We start from the raw sequence: 21,679 nt of genomic DNA, 5'->3' as shown, positions 1-21,679 counted from the left end.
AAATGAATGCAAAAGCCTCACAGGTAACACCCATGAGGCTTTTTAGATTTCACTGATCAATTATTTTAAAGTAGCTACTGCATTTCTAATGCGGTCCACGGCTTCAACCAAGGACTCATCGGCCGCGGCGGTAGATATGCGAATGCAATCCGGCGCCCCAAATCCCGATCCTGCCACGGTAGAAACGTAAGACGTATTTAACAGCCAATTCGAAAAATCATCGGAGTTGTTAATGGCAGTAGTGCCGTCCGATTTTCCGAAATAATAACTCACATCGGGAAATGCGTAAAATGCGCCCTGCGGAACATTCACTTTAAAACCTGGAATCTCTTTCAATAACCCCACAACCAGGTCACGGCGACGATGATAGGCTTTTGCCATTTCAATAGTCGGTTCCATCGGTCCGTTGAAGGCTGCGGTTGCTGCCTTTTGAGCGATGGAATTGGTTCCTGAAGTTACCTGTCCCTGCAATTTTTCAACACCTTCGGCAATCCACTTTTCGGCTGCAATAAATCCAATACGCCAGCCTGTCATGGCATAACCCTTAGCAACGCCATTGCAAGTAATAACGCGTTCCTTCAATTCAGGAATGGACCCAATGCTAAAATGGCCTTCCTCTGTAAAGTTGATGTACTCGTAAATTTCATCTGCAAGAATATATACGTCTTCATGCTTTTCCAAAACGGCTGCAATTTCTCTCAATTCACTTTCTGAGTAAACTGCTCCGGTGGGATTATTTGGTGAAGCGTACATGACAATTTTTGTACGTGGTGTAATTGCTGCCTCTAATTGAGCCGCCGTAACCTTAAAATCATTGTCAAAAGCACCATTCAAAACCACTGATTTGCCTTCGGCCAGTTTCACCATTTCGGAATAGCTAACCCAGTATGGCGCGAAAATGATTACCTCATCGCCCGGATTAACCATAACCTGGATTACATTCGCTAACGAATGCTTTGCTCCGGTAGAAACCACAATATTCTCAGGTTTCCAATCTATGTTATTATCTCGTTTTAATTTATCGGCAATAGCCTTGCGTAGATCAGGGTAACCTGCTACGGGTGAATATCCGTGAAAACCATCGTCAATGGCCTTTTTAGCTGCCTCGCAAATGTGAGCGGGTGTTTTGAAATCTGGCTCTCCCACGCTCAGGCTGATCACCTTATGACCTTGAGCAGCCAGTTCACGGGCCATTTTCGTCATCGCCAGGGTCGAAGATTCTTCGAGTGCGTTGATACGGTCGGCCAACAACCGTGTTCCCAATCGGGTTTGCTCTGCTACTGCGGACATTGCAACAAAAATTAAGTTTTGAAAGAAGGTACTGCTGTCTATATCAACAAATTGCCCGCAAAGGTAGCGGTTTTTGGGTGTTGTTTTGTGGATTACAGACGAAGATTTATTAAAAGTTGCCAGTTATGCCGATTTCTTCTTTGCGCATTGGCAAGAAGGATAATGCGGATTGGAGACAACGAAGGGCACTATACTTAAAGTCCCAACTCTGCTTTAACAGCTTCTAAACTATGCCATTGGGTTGTCTCGGCTTTTACTTTGATAGCTTTGAGATAATCCGCCAGGTCCTCAATACTCTCAAAATCTGATAATTCGCTTAGCAGCATTTCATATCTTTCTATTGGCAACAGAGCGAATTTTGGAACGCCCGATTCTTTTATTATCTGTGCTTGGAGATTCATTAGTATATACTTTTGCGGTGACCTAAATCGATGATCTCAATAATTTTTAGAGCGTCATCTTTATCAAAAAGAACTCTATAATTTCCAACTCTTACAGCGAAAAACAGCAAAAGGATGGTTTGTCAGACGTTTAACATTGCTTTTGACGTATGAGTTTTTCGCTAAGGCCTCTAAATTTTCTATTATCTTTTTAGCGTCCTTTAACGGGATATATTTCAAGCTTTTTAAAGCCTTGTCTGTAAACAACAGTTGATACATTATCAAAGTATAGTGCGTTGTGATAAATGTACATAATGATTCAGAAGTCACAAAACTACTGTTGTAGCTCTTAAACTATAAAACAAAAGGCCATCAAATCAGCTGAGATTTGATGGCCTTTTATTAAAAGTATTTCTCCCCTTACGCCAAAGCAACCTTCAAATTGCTATCAATCGCTTCAAGGAATTCTTCTGTATAAAGGAAATGATCGCCGTGTTTTACGTCGTTGCCGTAAACACCGATTGCCAGATCTTTTGTCATTTTTCCGCTCTCAACGGTTTCAATGCATACTTTTTCTAAGGCAAGACAGAAATCGATTAAAGGTTGGTTGCCATCGAGCTTTCCGCGGAATGCCAAACCACGGGTCCATGCGAAAATGGAAGCGATTGGATTTGTGGACGTTGGTCTTCCTTTTTGATGCTCACGATAGTGACGTGTAACGGTGCCATGTGCTGCTTCCGCTTCCATTGTTTTGCCATCCGGCGTAACGAGTACAGAAGTCATCAGGCCCAATGAACCAAAACCTTGCGCAACCGTATCAGACTGAACGTCACCATCATAGTTTTTACAAGCCCAAACGAAATTACCATTCCATTTAAGTGCCGAAGCAACCATATCGTCGATCAAACGGTGCTCATAATGAACTTTACCCGCATATTTCTGATCGTATATTTCCTGGAAAATATCCTTGAAACGTCCGTCGTATTTTTTCAGAATCGTATTTTTGGTTGACAAATACAAAGGCCAGCCCTTATCCAATGCAACATTAAAGCAGGCACGTGCAAAACCACGGATGGATTCATCGAGGTTGTACATACCCATGGCAACACCAGGACCATTGAACTGATATACCTCATGCTCAATCACTTGTCCGTCTTCACCTTCGAATTTGATGGTTAATTTTCCTTTTCCAGGAACCACGAAATCTGTTGCTTTATACTGATCCCCAAAAGCGTGACGCCCAACAATGATGGGAGCTGTCCAGTTGGTAACCAGGCGCGGAACGTTGCTCATGACGATCGGCTCACGAAAGACGGTACCGTCCAGAATGTTACGGATTGTTCCGTTCGGCGACTTCCACATTTGTTTCAGGTTAAATTCCTTTACGCGGTCCTCGTCGGGCGTGATTGTAGCACATTTAATACCTACACCATATTCTCTTATTGCATTAGCCGCATCAATTGTTACCTGGTCGCTGGTTTCGTCGCGGTATTCTACACCCAGATCGTAGTACTTAATATCAACATCCAGATACGGTAAAATGAGTTTTTCTTTGATAAACTTCCAGATGATCCGGGTCATTTCATCGCCATCCAGCTCTACGACGGGATTGTCAACTTTAATTTTGCTCATGTCCTAATTCTATACAATAGTTAAAGATTCGAAATCAGCCGTGAAAGTACAAACAATCAGCTAGATGCTGAAAAATAGGCGAGATAAGTTGAATTTAATGTTTGCTGTTGAACCCGTTAGGTTAATTTTTGATATTGCTCCATGAAAAGAAACCAAGAAATGACGACAACAAAAGCCAATCTAAGGCAGCAGTTTGTAGAGAAACGACTCGCTTTAAATACGGAAGACATTCGACTAAAAAATGATATTATTTTTAGTGTGATGCAAAGCATTTTTACTAAAATCCGCCCCAATGTTATCCATACATTTTTATCCAATACAACTAGAAACGAGGTAGATACCTGGAAAACAATACATTGGATATGGACTCATTTACTTCACACAAAGACGGTAGCCCCATATGTGGTACCTGGTACGCAGGAGATGCAGCATTACCTATTGGACTCACATACCCAACTACACTTAAATCGCTGGCAAATACCTGAGCCAGATCCTCTTATCTCTGCAAAAGTAGATTTGGCCTCTGTTGAAGTTGTATTAGTTCCTCTGTTGGCCTTTGATAAAAAAGGTTTTCGGGTTGGGTATGGCGGAGGATATTATGATCGGTTTTTAGAACAATGCGACCCGGATATACTCAAAATCGGGTTGTCTTTTTTTGATCCTGTTGATGAAATCGAAAACCTCGACCAGCACGATATTCCCTTAAACATGTGTGTTACACCAGAATATATTTATCAATTCTAAATTTCCTCGTAAATTTGCGGCACTTTTCGCCATTCAAAAGCGAAGCGTAAATCATTAATTATTCATTTTAATCTTAATGCAAGAATGAAAATCGCAGTAGTAGGCGCTACCGGTTTGGTGGGCGGCGAAATCCTCAAAGTGCTCGAAGAGCGTAATTTCCCAGTAACGGAATTATTAGCCGTTGCATCCGAAAGATCTATTGGTAAGGAAGTTACATTCAAGGGTAAACAGATAAAGGTGATCGGATTTGAGGAAGCGATTGCAGCCAAACCTGAGATCGCTATATTTTCAGCAGGCGGCGGAACATCACTTGCACTTGCCCCAAAATTCGCAGAAGCCGGAATCACTGTTATCGATAATTCTTCGGCATGGAGAATGGATCCTACCAAAAAGTTAGTGGTTCCTGAAATCAATGCAGGTGAACTAACAAAAGAAGATAAGATCATTGCAAATCCAAACTGCTCAACCATTCAAATGGTTGTGGTTTTGAATCCATTGCATAAAAAATATAAGGTTAAACGAGTTGTCGTTTCCACCTACCAATCGGTCACGGGAACGGGTAAGGCAGCAGTTGACCAACTTTTCGCCGAACGCGCTGGCGACCACAGCATATCCAAAGTGTATCCACACCAGATCGACCTGAATGCGCTGCCGCATATCGACGTATTCCTGGACAACGGTTATACCAAAGAAGAAATGAAGATGACGAACGAAACGAAAAAAATTATGGGCGATGACAGCATTGCTGTTACCGCCACAACCGTTCGCATTCCAACCATAGGTGGTCATTCAGAAGCAGTTAACATTGAATTTGAAAATGAATTCGATCTTGACGATGTCCGAAAAATCCTGAGCGAAGCCGAAGGGGTTATTTTGCAGGATGATCCTAAAAACGCGCTTTATCCAATGCCATTGACTGCTCATGGAAAAGACGAAACGTTTGTAGGCCGAATCCGTCGCGATGAATCGCAGCCTAAGACATTAAACTTGTGGATTGTTGCTGATAACCTCAGAAAGGGAGCTGCTACCAATACCGTTCAGATCGCGGAGTTTTTAGCAAAACATGATCTGGTAGGAATACCGCAGGAGGTTTAAGATTTTCTAAATATCATTAAGTGACAAAGAGCTGCTGCGAGGCGGCTCTTTTCTTTTATCGGTCTACCTCCCCCATCACAATGTCAATCGACCCGATCACTGCTACTAAATCTGCAAGCAATGCGCCTTTTGAAATTTCACTGATGACTGAGAGATTATTGAAACAACAAGACCTGGCTTTGCAGCGAACCGGAATGTCGGAACGTCCATCAGTCCGGAAGTAAAATCCTAGTTCTCCTTTCGGACTTTCTCCGCGAATGTAAAAATCCACTGCTTTGGGGCGAATTTTTTTCGGAACAATCGCCTGCGGATCAAAATCGCGAGTTCTTTTATAGTCACCCGTAAGTTGAGCGATGCTTTGCTCAATCAGCTTTACCGACTCCCAGCATTCCAACACCCGTACCCACGTCCGGTCCCAGCAATCCCCAATGGTACCCATCTTGCCCTCACCAATAGGAACTTCGAAATCAAGTTCGGGATAAACGGAATAGCCATCTACCTTCCGTAAATCGTACATTAATCCTGATCCTCTCAGCATTGGTCCGGTGCAGCCGTAGTTGATCGCGACAGGCAAAGGTAGCACGCCCACATTGGCAGTTCTTTTGATAAAGATTTTGTTATCTACCACCAATTGCTGCAACTCAATCAGCTTAGGTTTCATGTATTTGATAAATTCAAGACACCGTTCTTCAAAACCCACGGGCAAATCGTAGAATAACCCGCCAATCCATATATAGTTGTAAAGCATTCTGGCACCGCAAGTCCATTCCAGTAATCGCAGGATTTGCTCACGGTCGCGCATCATCCAAAGGAAAGGCGTATACGCTCCTATATCCATTGCATAAGTCCCTAATGCTACAAAATGCGATGCTAGTCTGTTCAATTCCGCTACAACAATCCTGATATATTCAATGCGTTTCGGGATGTCATTTTCAATTCCAAGCATTTTCTCTACACCCATTACATAAGCGTGCTCCGAATTCATAGCTGCTACGTAATCCAAACGGTCAACATAGGGAATGATCTGATTAAATGGCAGTGATTCAGCGTGTTTTTCGAAACAGCGGTGCAGGTAACCTAAATGCGGAACGACATCAACCACCACCTCCCCATCTGTCACAACTTCCAAGCGCAAAACACCATGAGTAGAAGGATGTTGCGGCCCCATATTCAACACCATTTCTTCTCTACGAAGATTTTCGGAGTTGTATTTTGTTGGAACAGAAACCGTTAAATGTTCCGGTTTATATTCATATTGAATCGCATTGCTCATCTTAAAATCTGACTAGTTTCTGATCGTGAACTTCGACCTTCAGAGGACCTATTGGTCTTCCTTCATTATGCAAACGGTCGACGGATGTGATATAGTAAACATATCTTTTGCCGGATTCAGCACTCACATCTACAAATTTTTCTCCCTCATAACACATCCCGATGATCCTCCTAGGATCGTGACCTGTTGGTTTTTCTTCCGCAGAAAACCTGTAGATTACATAATACCATGCACGGTCACCGTCTGACGCAGCGTCAGGCTTGTCCCAGCTGAGTTCCAATCCTTTTGATAGTAATGTTGCCTTCAAACTTTTTGGCGAAAGCGGCGGAATCCGATCTTTCCACGGCATGGTGGGAATTAATGCAGGATACCGGAAGAAATCCCGGCGAAGCGAATCTACAAAGCCAAGATTATTAGCTCTGAGTGATCGTGAACTAAAAAATATTGCACCATCGGATTCATTTTCCCGGAAATATCGGATCTGATTGGGAACTTCAACCGGATTAGACCAATGGCTGTCCCTATCCTTATCCCCTACCCGATATGCGCCAATACCAATATACAAATGTCGTTCATAAGAATTTTCAGTCCACCACTCAATCATATTCTTGTAAGGAACCCTGGCAAAACCGGATGAAAAGTAAATCTGTGGCGCGATATAGTCTATCCAACCTTCCTTAATCCATTTCCGGCTGTCAGCAAATAAGTCATCATATGAAGCGAGGGCACCAAATGTCTTTGAACCCTCGGTATCCCTGTCTTTATTTCTCCAAACCCCAAAAGGACTAATCCCGAATTTTAGTTTCGGCTTGGCAGCTTCCAGCGCATCATGGATTTGTTTTACCAAAAGATCCACGTTGTGTCTCCTCCAATCAGCTTTATTGGTATAACCATCAGCGTACTTTTTAAAAGTCGCCTCGTCCTTAATCACCTGTCCTGGTGAAGCATACGGATAAAAATAATCATCAAAATGGATCCCATCCACATCATAGTTCTTGGCAACATTAACTGTCATATCAGTTATGAACTGTCTGACTTCAGGTAGCCCAAAATCGAAGAGCTTATAACCATCATATGTCAAAATCCATTCAGGATGAATGCGGCTGATGTTTTCTGAGGAAACACTTGTTGAAGATTTATGTACGAGCCGGTTGAGGTTAAGCCACGCATGGAATTCAAGGCCGCGCTTGTGTGCTTCGACGATCATAAAATCGAGCGGGTCCCACATAGGATCAGGGCGTCGGCCTTGCCGCCCCGTAAGCCATTCAGACCAAGGTTCGGGACTCTTTGCATAAAATGCATCGCCTGCTGCCCGAACCTGGACAAAGACCGCATTTATACCTACTTTTTTATGAAAATCAAGGAGATTAGCGAATTCTTCCTGCTGCTCTTCAGGGATTAGGTTTTTGCTGCTTGGCCAATCGATATTATCAACAGTAGCTATCCAAACCGCTCTGAACTCTCTTTTAGGTGGTAATACATTTTCGGTTTCAGCACTCTGAGCGATGCAACTTTCCATTAAAAACATGACGATTGTAAAGGAAAGCGCAACTATTTTAATTTTTTTCACTATCTAACCAATCCAAAATGTTAATCCAGCCAAAGTAACGTAATTTGAAACAAAGTTAGCCGAGAAGCGACTTAAATTCGTGGAAACGAGGTCTCAACTACCAGTAAAGGCCTCTTTACTGTTTTTTAAGGCATTCTTGACTTTGTCATATTTTAGGGTGAAAGGACTCCTTAAATCGATGCAAAGACCGTTGAAACAAACAGCAGAATATTGTAATTGTGAATAATTTTTCTGCATATTTATTGTGCAATTACAAGGTTTTTTGTGACTTAAGGGAAACAACCGTCTTTGTAAATGCCGCCAGTAACGTTTAAACCTACATCCCATTTTGGAACCTTTTGTTAAAACCACTAAGAAAAACGTCCTGTTTGAAATTGCATGGGAGGTTTGTAATCAAGTTGGAGGAATATACACTGTCATAAGAACCAAAGTCCCGGCGATGGTTGAAAAGTGGGATGAAAACTACTTTTTGTTAGGCCCTTATTTCGAGAAAAAAGCATCATCCGAATTTGAAGAAATTACTGATCTGGAAGATTCCCCTGCTGGCAGGATAGTAAGAAAGATGCGGGAAATGGGCTATACCGTGCACTACGGTTATTGGTTGGTAACTGGTAAACCGAGATTAATCCTTTTTGATCTGGCGAGCATTGCCCGTGAACTGGATGCGATCAAATTCAATCTCTGGGAAAGGAGCAGGATACCGACTATTAATGTTGAAGCACTTGTTAATCAGACACTTTGTTTCGGAGAGCTTGTCCGCATATTTTTAAAGGAGTATGCTGAGGAAAATGCCAAACGCGAAGATATATCAGCGCAATTCCATGAGTGGATGGCGAGCAGCGGACTCCCCGATCTGAAACGCGATAATGTAAAGGTTGCCATGACATTTACGACCCACGCAACCATGCTGGGCCGTTATCTTGCACAGAATGTTTCAGGATTTTATAACAAACTTCCATTTTTCGATTGGGAGGCGGAAGCTAAGAATTATGGTATCCTCGCACAATGTTCGGTTGAACGGCAGGCTGCATTAAGTGCACATGTACTAACAACGGTGAGTGATGTAACTGCGCGCGAGTGCGAGGTTTTCCTGGGTAGAATGCCCGACCTGGTTACGCCAAACGGTCTTAATGTTGTTCGTTTTCAAGCTGTACATGAATTTCAGAACCTGCATTTAAAACATAAAGAACGGATACATGAATTCGTTCTGGGACATTTCTTCCCGAGCTATTCCTTTGATCTGGACAAAACCCTTTATTTTTTTACGTCGGGCCGCTATGAATACAGCAATAAGGGATATGACCTTACCCTGGAAGCACTTGCACGACTGAATTGGAAAATGGTACAGGCCAATATGGATATGACGGTGGTTATGTTTATCGTCACCAAACAGCCCTATTTTTCTGTAAATCCGGATGTGCTTCAATCCAGGGCCGTTTTGAATGAATTACAGGAAACCTGCCAGGCCATTGAAAAAGAGGTGGGCGATAAGCTTTTCCTAGCCGCCGCCTCAGGTACCGACCATAAAATGCCCGACCTAAATAACTTTGTGGATGAATATTGGAGACTTCGCCTCAGACGTACCATTCAGAGTTGGAAAACAGACAAATTGCCGGCATTTGTAACGCACGATTTGAAGGAAGACGATGGCATAACCGATTTTTGTAAGAGGGCCAATCTGGTTAATAATGAAAGAGATAGGGTGAAAATCGTGTACCACCCGGATTTCATATCTTCCACGAATCCTCTTTTCGGTTTGGACTACGGCCAGTTTGTACGCGGCTGCCATTTGGGTGTTTTTCCAAGTTATTACGAACCTTGGGGCTATACCCCGCTTGAATGCGTAGTACGTGGCGTTCCTACCGTCACAAGCGATTTATCAGGTTTTGGTGATTACATTATGCAAATTATGCGTGACTATGAAAACCGCGGCATTTATGTGATCAATAGAAAATCCCAGACTTTCTCACAAGCAGCAGATCAGCTCGCAGATATCCTTTTCAAATTCGTAAAAATGCAGCGCCGCGACCGCATTATGCAGCGAAACCGCGTCGAAAACATTTCAGACGTGTTCGATTGGACCAATTTGCGGTCATACTATGATACCGCGCATGATTTGGCGAATAAGAGGAAGAAGCCGTAAAGCCAAAAAACGGCCGGTACCCATATCGAAGAAGGAATTCAAAATAATACCGTTAATTTAAAATCTAATTTTAAATTAACGGTATTATTTTTTTTAATAATCAGGATCATGAATTACATAGAAGCAGATCTAAAACTTGAACCCGATTTTACGGAGATAATCATGGCGGAGCTTGGGGAGGCGAGTTATGAATCTTTTGTAGAGACTGAGGATGGCTTGCTGGCTTATATTCAGGAGGGTGATTTTGATCAACAAAAACTAGACGATATCACTGCCAAATACCAGGATTTAACGACAATAGCAGTGACTTGGAAATCGTTAGAAAAGAAGAATTGGAATGAGGAGTGGGAAAAGAGCTACGAGCCGATTGAAGTCGGTGACCAAATCCGGGTAAGAGCTACCTTTCATGAGCCGGATTCTGCATTTAAGCATGATTTATTGATTCAGCCCAAAATGTCATTTGGCACCGGGCACCATGAAACGACCTGGCTGGTGATGAATGAGCAATTGAGCCTTCCGCATAATGGGCTATCAATCATGGATGTAGGTTGCGGAACAGGCATATTATCGGTTTTGGCTGCTAAGCTCGGCGCTACCAGTTTACTCGGATTTGATATTGACGAATGGGCGGTTGAAAATACCGTCGAAAACTTCGAAATGAATGAATTATCGCTGGAAACGGAGGTTTTTCAAGGAACGATAGATAAGGTACAGGAAAACAAAATATTTGGAGGCATTCTGGCAAACATTAACCGCAACATTCTTCTCAGTGAAATACCTAAATATATTCAGCATTTGCAATCGGGCGGCTGGCTGGTAACAAGCGGCTTTTACGAAACGGATCAAGCTGATATTGAGCAATGTGCACTCCAAAATAGCCTGAAAAAATTAAGATCGAATACGCGGAATCAATGGGCTTGCGTTGTATTTGAGAAAATATGATAGTGCAAAGCTTTATATGCTAACCGCTGAAAGCCAATAGCTAAAAACACATGAAAATAATTCGTTTTACGATACTCCTTTACTTACTCTTCCTCGGAAAAGCTGTGACTGCCCAGAACCTGAAATTGGCGGACGAGCCGGCTCAGTTTATGACGCAGTTCCGCAAGCTGATGGACGGCAGCCGCAATCCGCAGTACATGCGAGCTGCGGCACAATTGGATAGTATCTGGATGTCAGCCTTCAATCCATCCCAGCAAATAAAGTTCACCGGGATTGTTAAAACACAGGTTGCCAAAGGACAGAAGGCTGGGCCGGTTCTTTATCTTGTAGCCCGAAATGCCCAGTTTTATGCCAAGCAATCCCCTGAAAATCTGGATGGTTTTCTCAGTCTTGCCGCTAATTCAGGTGAAAAGTATGATGGGAAAACTTTACAAAAAGTCCTAGAGACGCTCCGGACTTTGAATGAAAGCCGAAAACTTTACGCAGCTAATTATAATTCATTATATCTGCTTGAAGGAATTTACAAATACCGTTTCGATACAACGAATGCAGAAAAGGCGAATGTTGAGGCCAACATTGCTGCTGGAAATGACAGCTGGGATACACCTGTCGACTCTAATTTTGTGATTGCGCCTAAATCCAATCCTTTACCCGTTATTTCAGGTGCCCTGCTGGATTTGCAAAACGCAACTTTTGCCATGGTTACTGCCAGCGACTCAGTAGTTTTTGGGCCAGCCAATGGCGCTTTGTCCCTTCAAAATGGAATTTTTGTTGGTAAGAATGGTAGATTTAATTGGGAGGCCGCAGGCGATTCGTCTATTTATGTTGATCTCGATAATTACGCATTTAATATAAGTCAGCCGAAATTACTGGCTGAAAATGTCACGATCCATGCTGACCAGCAATTGGCCGCGCCTATCAAAGGAACATTGGAGTACCGGGGGATCAAGAAGGTGAAAGGCCAGCCTGCTCCTTACCCGCGTTTTGTTTCCAATGGCATCGACGCCCGGTTGAAAGAATCCAGAAAGAACATTGATTACAAAGGTGGTTTCGCATTGATCGGTACCAAAATGTACAGCTCGTCACTGAGTGACCTGCCCTCAACAATTCAGGTTAAGCACAAGGATAAGCTGGCATTCAAAGCATTAAGCAAAAAGTTTGAATTGAAAGATTCTGTTGTGTCCGCTTCGTTTGCTTCGTTTTCAATGCCGCTCGGAAGCGACTCTCTCTACCATCCGGGTGTTACATTTAAATATAATGATGATGAGGGTTTGGTGAAATTAGGGCGGGTTGAGAAGTCAGATTACGCACCACTGCCTTACCAGGATTCTTATCATAAAATGAATATCTGGTCGCAGGCCATGCGCTGGCGGTTTCCGAATGAGAAAGTTGAATTTCTACGAATTGACGGAAAAACGGTTGTACCTGTAAGATTGGAATCCCAGGATTATTTCAAAAAAGAACGGTTTAGGGAGATAGCAAAGGAATTCGGGTCTCAGCCGCTTAATATGGCTGCCAATTATTTGCAGACGACGAAAAAATCCGCATTTCTTGCCGAAGAATTGGCCACACATTTTAAGCAAAATCCAACTGTCATTCGAAATGCATTGCAGCGATTGGCTTTGGACGGTTACTTTATTTATAACAAAACGACCGATGAATTTGCATTAAGTAAAAAGGGCGTTTTGTATGTACTGGCCAATTTGGATAAAGCTGATTATGACAATTTCCAGGTCGCATCCCAATATACCGCCGACAACGAAACTGCCAATGCAACCATTTCACTGCCTGATACCATGCTAACGGTACTTGGCGTTTCGCGCTTTATTGTCAGCGACTCATTGAAGATCTACGCAACTCCCTCGGACAAAAAACTGGTCATTGGAAAAAACAGGAATTTCACATTGAATGGCCAGATGGTTGCGTCCAACTATCAGTTCCGCGGCCAGAATATCAAATTTGATTATGGTAAGTTCTTCGTTAATGTTGCCCCATCTGATTCCATCACATTTACACCGAGGGAAAAATTTGCCAAAGGACAAAAAGGTGAAGTAGGTGGCCATGTGAAGTATGACAAAGGCGGTACGTTTTACTTAAGTGATTCGAAAAACAAATCCGGTCTGCAAAAAGGCATTAAAAAGTCGCCGCGTTTGGTCGTGGAAAGTGGCATGACCGTGTTTTTCGATCAGCCTGAGCGTGGAACGGTACTTTATCCGCGCGAGGTTTTTTTTAAGATCCCAAAAATCGATATGGACGGCCTGGACAACCGGGACGTTATTTTTGAAGGCGCATTTAATTCAAATGGCATTGTTCCCCCAATTCAGACGATCCTGAAAAGTATGCCGGATAATTCTCTTGGTTTTGAATATAAGCCGCCGGTTACGGATATGAAGCTTTATGACGGCAAAGCCCTGGCCCGGTTTACAGACACTTTGACGATGGATAACAGCGGCTTGCATTCCAAAGCCATTTTGAAATACATGTCGGCCTCCATGACTGCCAAGAATATTTTGCTTACTTCTGATTCCCTTATGGCGTCTGGCGAAGTTGCGAGCATGAAGGAAGCGACCATTGGCAAAGGCTATTTTCCCGCAGTTGATCTAAAAGATTATGCGCTTAAATGGTATCCCAATGCGGATAGTATGTTCATTAACACCACTGGTAAGTCCTTCTCTTTTTATAACAAAACCACCAATTTGGAAGGAAGCCTGTTAATGCGTTCGACCGGATTGTATGGAAAAGGAAAACTGAAAAGGACTGATTCTGAATTGTCTTCCGCTGACATTAAGTTCAATAAAGACGGCTATCTCGCAAACCGCTCTTCATTTGCAATTAACAGCGGCGATGTAAAATCAACCAAAAAACTGCTGACCGGCAACAATGTGAATGTTGATTTCAATTTCAAAACAGGTATCGCCAACTTCTTGACCGACGAAACGGGTTTTGGAAATGACTCTTCCGGAATGCAGATTCCAACTGCTTCATACCAGACGCTGATCGGTAGTGCGAAGTGGGATATGGTCAAAAAGACGATCCTGATGAAAGGTATCGGCGAAACTTCGACTTATACTTCTACCGATCCGAGCCAGGAGGGACTTACTTTCAGCGGCGCCGAAGCCTTGTATGACATTGAAAAGGTTTCACTTAACATCAGAGGCGTTCCGTTTATTCAGACTGCCGACGTCAAGATCATTCCGGATAAAGGTTATATCAGTGTCGATAGCAAAGGAAAAATTGCGCCTTTGAAAAAGGCCCGCATTGAAATTGATACATTGAATGTATCTCACCGTTTGCGCGATGCGGACATCCGCATTGATTCCCGCAACCATTTTGAAGGATCTGCTACTTATCAATACATTACGGCCCGTAAAGATACTTTTAACATCAAAATGCAGAATTTTGAGTTGAGAGAAATGGGTTCGGCCGAGCCAGCAAAAAGGTCTAAAAACAATGCACAGGCAGATGCGGCCATCAAATATTACACGACTGCGCGTGCGGATGTGAAAGAAACCGAAAATCTGATCCTATCTCCGCGCATTCAATTTAAGGGCGGAATTAATTTGATTGCGTATGAGCCTTCATTGCAGCTTGACGGATTTGTAAAACCGGTTATCAAGTTCAGAAAGGATTTTCAAAGTTCGTGGATCGTTTACAAAGAGTCTCCGGGCGAAACAGTGGCAATCAAAATTAATAAAGACCTCAAAAACGAACATGAAATCCCGCTTTCAGTTGGCTTGCATTACAATGAAGCCCGGGGAATGTATATGAGTTTTCTTTCTCCAAAAGAATCGGATGGCGATGAGGACATTTATCTTGCTCAGGGCGCATTAAATTATGATGAAGACAACAAAGCGTTCAAGGTAACCCCGCCACCTGGTGCTGACGGGCTGATTGATGAAGCAAATGCACTGCAATTCAATGATAAGACTGGTTTGGCTACCTTTTCAGGCGCATTTAGGTTAACCGGAGCGGACTGGCTGCAATCCGTCGGAAGTGCAGAAGTTCAAGTCGACAGCGCGAAATTTGGTTTTAACACAATGCTTTTATTGAAGTTGCCGGCACTTGAACCAATATCACAGCCCCTGGTTGCCAAAATTGTAGAAACCAATCTGGAAGAACAAAATAGTACTGCCGCTGATGACGACGCGGAACAATTGAATCAGAAGCTTTCCGCTTTAATTGGCTCCAAAGCGACTGATGCATACGCAAAGCTCACAGCCGCTGGTTACAAACCACTATTCGACGCTTCGCCAATTCTTGATGTTCCAATGGTGCTGTCTAATGTAAACCTGCGCTGGTCGGCGGCACATGCTGCTTATTATTCTCAGGGACCGATTGGTGTCGCGCATTTTGGCCGAAATAATATCAATGCCCAAATGGAAGGATTGTTGGAAATCCGGCGTGGCGTGGAAGGCGACGAATTCAGTCTTTATTTGCAGGCTTCTCCGGATATCTGGTATTATTTTGACCTAAAACAGGGCGAATTAGGCGTGGTATCTTCACAGTTGGATTTCAATGATCAGATTACCGCGAAATCTAAAAACGTGAAGTCAAAAGATATGTCGCTGGTTTCAATTGGCAGTGAGGAGAAAGATATGTTTGTTAATCGTTTTGATGATTTTTATCAGCCCGCAATTAAGAAAGCCAAATTAGTGAAAGCAACTACCAAGAAAAAAGTTGTCAATACGCCCGCCGAAGAAAAAAAGAAAACAGCAGAACCTACCGAAGGATTTTAATCCAATCTTATGAATAGCAATACTTTATGCTATAATTTGAAATTATGCATATAGAATCGTAGTTTTGCACTCCTTTCCTTGCAAAATCCTTCAACTATCGTATTTTTGAGCAAAACTTAATGTAATTTAAATTAATCATTGAATAGTGCAATATGAGTATTGTCTTAGTAATAGTTTCAATTGTTGCAGCGTATTTATTAGGGTCCATCCCAAGTTCAGTTTGGTACGGAATAGGATACTTCGGGATTGACGTTCGGAAACAGGGAAGCGGAAATGCTGGTGCAACCAACACTTTTCGGGTTTTAGGAAAGCGGGCAGGAACCGTCGTAATGCTGATCGATGTTTTGAAAGGCTGGACTGCCACTTGCCTTGCGTCGATGTTGTTCTACATGAGTGAAATCGGCGAGACTGAATTATTGGTTTACAAAATACTTTTCGGGATCATCGCCATTATCGGTCATATTTTTCCTGTTTTTGTAAATTTTAAAGGAGGAAAGGGTATAGCCACATTGCTCGGCATGGTACTCGCCATTCACCCTGAACTTGCGTTGGTTTGCATTACCATCTTTATTCTGACACTCCTGGCATCTCAATACGTCTCGCTAAGTTCAATTCTGGCTACACTTGCGTTTCCGGTACTCTCCTGGATCGGCGTATTTGGCCATCCGGAGCCGTTATTGGTTGTTTTCGGGTTTTTGATGTTTTTGTTGGTCGTACTGACGCACCAGAAAAATATTATCCGATTACTCAATGGCAACGAAAGCCGGGTTAATATTTTTGGCGGATCCAAATCCGGCCGCCATTGATAATGTTAGATTTTAAGAAATACAACCCCTTGGGCATGTCCTTAGGGGTTATTTTTTTATCTTGACTTCCCTTTGAAACCAACTTCGAACATGAATAAGTACATTGAAGATAACCGTGGCCGATTTTTAGATGAGCTGCTGGATTTGCTCAGGATACCTTCCGTTAGTGCAGATTCCAAGTTTAAAGGAGATATGCTGAAAGCTGCGGAGTATGTCAGGGATAGTATTTCAAAAGCAGGTGCAGACACGGCGGAAATATATGAAACTGCTGGCCATCCGGTTGTCTACGGTGAAAAGATTATTGATCCTGATCTTCCTACCGTACTTATCTATGGACATTACGATGTCCAGCCAGCCGATCCATATGAACTTTGGAATTCACCCCCGTTTGAACCGGTTATTAAAAATGAGCGGATTTATGCCCGTGGATCCTGTGATGACAAAGGCCAGTTTTATATGCACATTAAAGCATTGGAAACCATGCTGGCAACCGACTCGCTGGCTTGCAATGTGAAAATAATGATTGAGGGCGAAGAGGAAATCGGCTCTTCCAACCTGGGAACATTTGTGAGTGAAAATAAGGAAATGCTGAAATGCGATACCATTCTCATTTCCGATACGAGCATTATCGCAAACGACGTTCCTTCCATCGAAACTGGTCTGCGCGGGTTGACTTATGTAGAAGTGGAGGTAGTGGGAGCCAATCGGGATTTGCATTCCGGGGTTTATGGTGGTGGCGTAGCTAACCCGATCAATGTATTATGTGAAATGATCGCATCGCTCAAAGATGAGAATGGCCATATCACGATTCCAGGCTTTTACAACAATGTTGAAGAATTGACAACCAAGCAACGTGACGCATTAAACGCGGCGCCGTTCGACTTGGAGGAGTATAAAAAGGATCTTCACATCAATGATGTTCTGGGTGAAAAAGGCTATACAACGATTGAGAGAACGTCCGTTCGCCCCACTTTGGATGTGAACGGTATTTGGGGAGGATACATTGGCGAAGGCGCCAAAACAGTTTTGCCTTCAAAAGCCAATGCAAAAATTTCCATGAGATTGGTGCCCAATCAAAATGACGATGCCATCTGTGCGCTGTTTTCCAAACATTTCGAATCCATTGCGCCAGCTTCTGTAAAAGTGAAAGTTACCCCGCATCATGGTGGTTTGCCTTATGTTACGCCTACTGATTCTTTGGAATATAAGGCAGCCGAAATGGCTATGGAGGAGTCTTTTGGTATAAAACCAATACCAACCCGTGGTGGCGGCAGTATTCCCATTGTCGCTCTTTTCGAACAGGAACTAGGCAGGAAAAGTATTTTGATGGGATTTGGCCTGGATATTGACGCTTTGCATTCGCCAAATGAAAGCTACGGGCTTTTTAATTATTACAAAGGAATCGAAACAATCCCGCTGTTTTTCAAACATTACGCGGCGTTAAGACTTGCAAAGTCTTGAAGACTTGGCAAGTCTGCGCCGACTACCGCTTACGCCGCTGCTCGCGCTTCATCTTTTTCAAATTCGCGATCGCAATTTTCGCCTCTTTATCCTGGCTCGACTTCTTATCTGCCTTATCATCAGCCAGTTTGTAGTAGCGAAGCGCCTCGTCGTAATTCTTGTTAATCTCTGCAATTTTACCTAAGCCAATCAACGAAGAAATATAATAACCAGCATTGGTGGAGTTTGTTTGGGTCGAATATTCGATCGCCTTCTTATAATAACCGCTGGCGGCCTCATAATTCCGATGATAATTCATATTGTAAAATGCAAGTATATAAGCCGCATTTCGACCACTAACCCCTTCATATCCGGGCATTCCCTGGCCAATTTTATTAATGATATTTTGAGCCGCTTTCTCAGCTTCTACCATTTTACCGGTAACAAATGCGGTCCGGCAGAAATACCGTTCGAAATAAGGATTGTTTGGAAAAGTCTGCCACATGTATTTGGCCATTTCATACGCCTTACCATACTCATTTTCCATGCTATAAATCTGCAATAGAAAATACCTGGCCTCCACGCGCGTATAAAAAGCATTGTTGCCAACTTTTTCCAACTGCTGCTCTCCTAATTTTTTATTCCCTTTTGGAAAAAGCGCCAGGATAGGTTTTAAAATGGGATATTCCTTTGGGACCCATTCCGCATAATAATTGTAAAGTCCATCACCAAAAAGCAATTCGGGTGTTAGATCACCATTTCCTTTACATTCCTCGAAATATTTCAGAGATTTCTTTCCTGCAAATGCTGCCTTCGCCCAGCTCTCGCGCTCAGCATACAACCGACCTTTAAATGCATAAGCAGCCGCAAGAAAAAAAGCGGGTTCAACCTTACTTTTCCCATTATCGTAAAGTTCTTCGGCAAGGTTAATGGTCGAATCCATTTGGGCGAGAAAAGCCCGGTCGTGCGACTCATTGTCGGTGTTAGGTACAATCTTCCACCACTCGGCAAGACCCATTAAAAAATGGGGCATTGGATGTTTTGGGTAACGGTATTTAAGCCACCTGAACTCCGCGTCTGCCTCCGCAAATTTGTAATTATAAAGCATATTGATCGCCTCGGTAGACTCAATTTGCACACTCGGGTTTTTCAAAACCATATTATAGTTCTTGTCCAGTTCGGCCGAAGAATACAGTTGGGCTGAAACGTTGTGCGTAGTAAGGAAGGCTAAGCAACAGAATATGATGGTGTTAATGATACTTTTCATAGCAGGGGTATTATGTCCTATTTTAACGCGGGTTTTTTATTTTACGTTTGTCACCGGCCCGGTTTTTGAAAAAAGAGTTAATATTGATTCGATTAAAATGACACCTCAACTAATGATTAACATACTTGACAAAACATTCGTCCCTTTTATCTCAAAAGAAGACATTGAAACCCGCATAACCGAGCTTGCTGCGCTAATTAGCAAAGATTATAAGGAAAGTTGCCCGGTGTTTCTTGTGGTTTTGAATGGCGCTTTCTTGTTTGCAGGCGAATTGGTCAAGAGAATTCCGTTATCCTGTGAAATTACATTTATCCGTCTTGCCTCCTATTCTCAGACAGAGTCAGCGGGTAGTGTGACGGAAATTTTCGGAATAGATAAAAGCCTGGAAAACAGGGATGTTATCATTATTGAAGACATTGTAGATACAGGATTAACGATGAGCCAGCTATTGAAACAGATTGGCAAAATGTCTCCAAAATCAGTTGAGATAGCGACGTTGTTACACAAGCCGGAAGCTCTGAAAACCCCTGTAATCATACGATACAAAGGATTCGAAATCGCTAATAGATTTGTAGTTGGCTATGGTTTGGATTACGATGGAATCGGTCGCAACCTGGATTCTATTTACGTTGTAGCTTAGTAAAATCAGTTTAACTCAAGCACTAAACCTCAGATCATGCATATACATTTTTTTGGTGCGGCCAGAACCGTTACCGGAAGCAAGCATTTGATTACGACCGAAAAAGGCACCAAAATATTACTGGATTGCGGGCTTTTTCAAGGCATCCAGACAGATGAATTCAATCAAACTTTTGGCTTTAAACCATCCGAAGTTGATTATCTCATCCTTTCACACGCCCACATCGACCATTCCGGACTTATTCCCCGACTCGTTAAGCAAGGTTTTGAAGGCCCTATCTATTGTACTTCTGCAACAGCGGATCTTTGCCGCGTAATGCTGATGGACAGTGCTCATATCCAGGAACAAGACCTGGAAAGGATCAATCGCAGGCGACGAAAGCAGGGGCGGCCTTTACTGGAAGAACTTTACAATTCGAAAGATGCGGAACGTGCGTTAAGTCTTTTCAGTCCAGTCCAATACGGTCAGACATTTTATGTTGGGAATAATAATGAAGTTGCGGTTCTCTTTACCGACGCAGCGCATTTGCTTGGGAGCGCTGCCGTTCATTTAACCATCCCAGATAAAGGAAGCTCTGTCCAGCTAACATTTACCGGGGACATCGGCCGCCCAGAAGACCGGATTTTAAGAAAGCCAGACACTTTCCCGCAAGCAGACTTTATCATTTCAGAGTCGACCTATGGCGATCGTCTACACGAGAAAGAGAGAGATATGCATGCGCATCTCTTACAAATTGTGCAGGAAACGTGTGTCCAGAAACGTGGCAAACTTATTATTCCCGCCTTTGCCATTGACCGTACACAGGAATTGATCTACGCCCTGGATCAGCTGTACAGTTCCGGAAAACTACCGCACATTCCGGTTTATATTGACAGTCCATTGGCGATTCGGGCGACGGCTATTATGAAGGAACATGACGAATGTTTCAATCCCGAAATATTAGAATATATTGAAAAAGATGGTGACGCATTTGCGTTTCCGTACCTGCATTATATTTCCGACGTCCAGGATTCCATTGCGCTGAATGAAAAAAAGGAGCCATGCATTATTATTTCTGCTTCCGGAATGGCAGAGGCCGGGCGAATCAAGCATCACATTAAAAATAATATTGGTAATTCTGCCGCTACTATTTTGCTCGTTGGATATGCTTCGGCAAATACATTAGCCGGCGCTTTGAAACGCGGCGATAAGCACGTGAATATCTTTGGAGAACAATTCGAAGTCCGGTGCAAGGTCGCTTCGATGGAATCTTTTTCAGGGCATGGGGACTATAATGAAATGCTGGATTTCCTTTCATGCCAAACTCCTGAACAAGTAAAAAAGGTTTTTCTGGTTCACGGAGAATACGAAACGCAGGTTTCTTTCAAGCTAAAACTGGAAAAGGCGGGGTTCAAAAATGTATATATACCTGCCCTTTACGAAAATATCGAAATTTGAAAGACTTGGTAAGTTTTAAAAACTTGCCAAGTCTAGTTTGGAAAAAATTCCTATTTTTGCCAACCCAATTTCATATGCCGAAGTGGTGAAACTGGTAGACACGCACGTTTCAGAGGCGTGTGGGGGTTGCCCCATGCGGGTTCGAGTCCCGCCTTCGGCACAAGACGCTGTTCCTGCTATCAGGAACGGCGTTTTTGATTTGCGGGACAAAATCCGAATCCGGAAAAGTTGGTGATACCGCGTGAGTTTTTGGCACCCAATTGATAAGGATTTTCAGATAATGA

The 21,679-nt window shown here is 43.0% G+C and carries 15 protein-coding genes and 1 tRNA gene; 10 read left to right on the top strand and 6 right to left on the bottom strand.

Annotated features, from left to right (window positions below):
* Positions 1–60: 60 nt before the first annotated feature.
* The 3 genes from FHS68_RS00305 to FHS68_RS00295 form a co-directional block, all read right to left on the bottom strand.
* Positions 61–1,290 (bottom strand): pyridoxal phosphate-dependent aminotransferase, encoded by a 1,230-nt coding sequence (locus tag FHS68_RS00305; RefSeq protein WP_167266016.1) that lies wholly within the window; start codon positions 1,288–1,290, stop codon positions 61–63.
* Positions 1,291–1,484: 194 nt separating this feature from the next.
* Positions 1,485–1,691, bottom strand: coding sequence for a prevent-host-death family protein (locus tag FHS68_RS00300; RefSeq protein ID WP_167266014.1), 207 nt, complete (start codon positions 1,689–1,691; stop codon positions 1,485–1,487).
* 399 nt (positions 1,692–2,090) lie between these two features.
* Positions 2,091–3,302: an NADP-dependent isocitrate dehydrogenase gene (locus FHS68_RS00295; RefSeq protein WP_167266011.1), complete on the bottom strand. Its 1,212-nt coding sequence runs from the start codon at positions 3,300–3,302 to the stop codon at positions 2,091–2,093.
* A 141-nt stretch (positions 3,303–3,443) separates the two neighbouring features.
* Here FHS68_RS00295 and FHS68_RS00290 point away from each other — a divergent pair, with 141 nt between their 5' ends.
* Both FHS68_RS00290 and FHS68_RS00285 read left to right on the top strand, forming a co-directional pair.
* On the top strand, positions 3,444–4,046 hold the full coding sequence (locus FHS68_RS00290; RefSeq protein ID WP_229211725.1) for a 5-formyltetrahydrofolate cyclo-ligase: 603 nt from the start codon (positions 3,444–3,446) through the stop codon (positions 4,044–4,046).
* Between the two features lie 84 nt (positions 4,047–4,130).
* Positions 4,131–5,141: an aspartate-semialdehyde dehydrogenase gene (locus FHS68_RS00285; protein WP_167266008.1), complete on the top strand. Its 1,011-nt coding sequence runs from the start codon at positions 4,131–4,133 to the stop codon at positions 5,139–5,141.
* 55 nt (positions 5,142–5,196) lie between these two features.
* Here the strand turns inward: FHS68_RS00285 and FHS68_RS00280 are convergent, their stop codons facing one another.
* Both FHS68_RS00280 and FHS68_RS00275 read right to left on the bottom strand, forming a co-directional pair.
* Entirely contained in the window at positions 5,197–6,414 is a 1,218-nt protein-coding gene (locus tag FHS68_RS00280) for an NADH-quinone oxidoreductase subunit D (RefSeq protein ID WP_167266005.1), read from the bottom strand.
* A gap of 1 nt (position 6,415) precedes the next feature.
* Complete coding sequence (locus tag FHS68_RS00275) at positions 6,416–7,933, bottom strand: glycoside hydrolase family 10-like protein (protein ID WP_229211724.1); 1,518 nt, start codon at positions 7,931–7,933, stop codon at positions 6,416–6,418.
* 379 nt (positions 7,934–8,312) lie between these two features.
* Between FHS68_RS00275 and FHS68_RS00270 the strand changes: the two genes are divergently transcribed.
* From FHS68_RS00270 to FHS68_RS00250, 5 genes are all read left to right on the top strand, one after another.
* A complete protein-coding gene (locus FHS68_RS00270; RefSeq protein WP_167266002.1) occupies positions 8,313–10,127 on the top strand; it encodes a glycosyltransferase in 1,815 nt (604 codons plus the stop codon).
* A gap of 108 nt (positions 10,128–10,235) precedes the next feature.
* Positions 10,236–11,069: a 50S ribosomal protein L11 methyltransferase gene (gene prmA / locus FHS68_RS00265; protein ID WP_167266000.1), complete on the top strand. Its 834-nt coding sequence runs from the start codon at positions 10,236–10,238 to the stop codon at positions 11,067–11,069.
* 50 nt (positions 11,070–11,119) lie between these two features.
* Positions 11,120–15,805, top strand: a complete 4,686-nt coding sequence (locus FHS68_RS00260; RefSeq protein ID WP_167265998.1) for a hypothetical protein — start codon at positions 11,120–11,122, stop codon at positions 15,803–15,805.
* 152 nt (positions 15,806–15,957) lie between these two features.
* Entirely contained in the window at positions 15,958–16,611 is a 654-nt protein-coding gene (plsY, locus tag FHS68_RS00255; protein WP_167265995.1) for a glycerol-3-phosphate 1-O-acyltransferase PlsY, read from the top strand.
* A 90-nt stretch (positions 16,612–16,701) separates the two neighbouring features.
* Complete coding sequence (locus FHS68_RS00250; protein WP_167265992.1) at positions 16,702–18,072, top strand: dipeptidase; 1,371 nt, start codon at positions 16,702–16,704, stop codon at positions 18,070–18,072.
* A gap of 22 nt (positions 18,073–18,094) precedes the next feature.
* Here the strand turns inward: FHS68_RS00250 and FHS68_RS00245 are convergent, their stop codons facing one another.
* A complete protein-coding gene (locus tag FHS68_RS00245; protein ID WP_229211723.1) occupies positions 18,095–19,318 on the bottom strand; it encodes a tetratricopeptide repeat protein in 1,224 nt (407 codons plus the stop codon).
* 112 nt (positions 19,319–19,430) lie between these two features.
* On the opposite strand from FHS68_RS00245, the gene hpt reads away from it, so the two are divergent.
* The 3 genes from hpt to FHS68_RS00230 all read left to right on the top strand — a co-directional run bounded on the left by hpt (position 19,431) and on the right by FHS68_RS00230 (position 21,555).
* Positions 19,431–19,958 carry a hypoxanthine phosphoribosyltransferase gene (hpt, locus tag FHS68_RS00240; RefSeq protein WP_167265989.1) on the top strand — a complete coding sequence of 176 codons (528 nt, stop codon included), beginning with the start codon at positions 19,431–19,433 and terminating at the stop codon, positions 19,956–19,958.
* A 36-nt stretch (positions 19,959–19,994) separates the two neighbouring features.
* The gene (locus FHS68_RS00235) at positions 19,995–21,395 is read left to right on the top strand and encodes an MBL fold metallo-hydrolase RNA specificity domain-containing protein (RefSeq protein WP_167265986.1); all 1,401 of its coding nucleotides are present in this window, start codon (positions 19,995–19,997) and stop codon (positions 21,393–21,395) included.
* Positions 21,396–21,471: 76 nt separating this feature from the next.
* Positions 21,472–21,555, top strand: a tRNA-Leu gene (locus tag FHS68_RS00230).
* The last annotated feature ends 124 nt before the right edge of the window (positions 21,556–21,679 follow it).

Source organism: Dyadobacter arcticus (assembly GCF_011762185.1).
GTDB classification, from domain to species: domain Bacteria; phylum Bacteroidota; class Bacteroidia; order Cytophagales; family Spirosomataceae; genus Dyadobacter; species Dyadobacter arcticus.
Note: the sequence above shows the minus strand (reverse complement) of the source record. Positions and strands in the feature narration are given on the sequence as shown.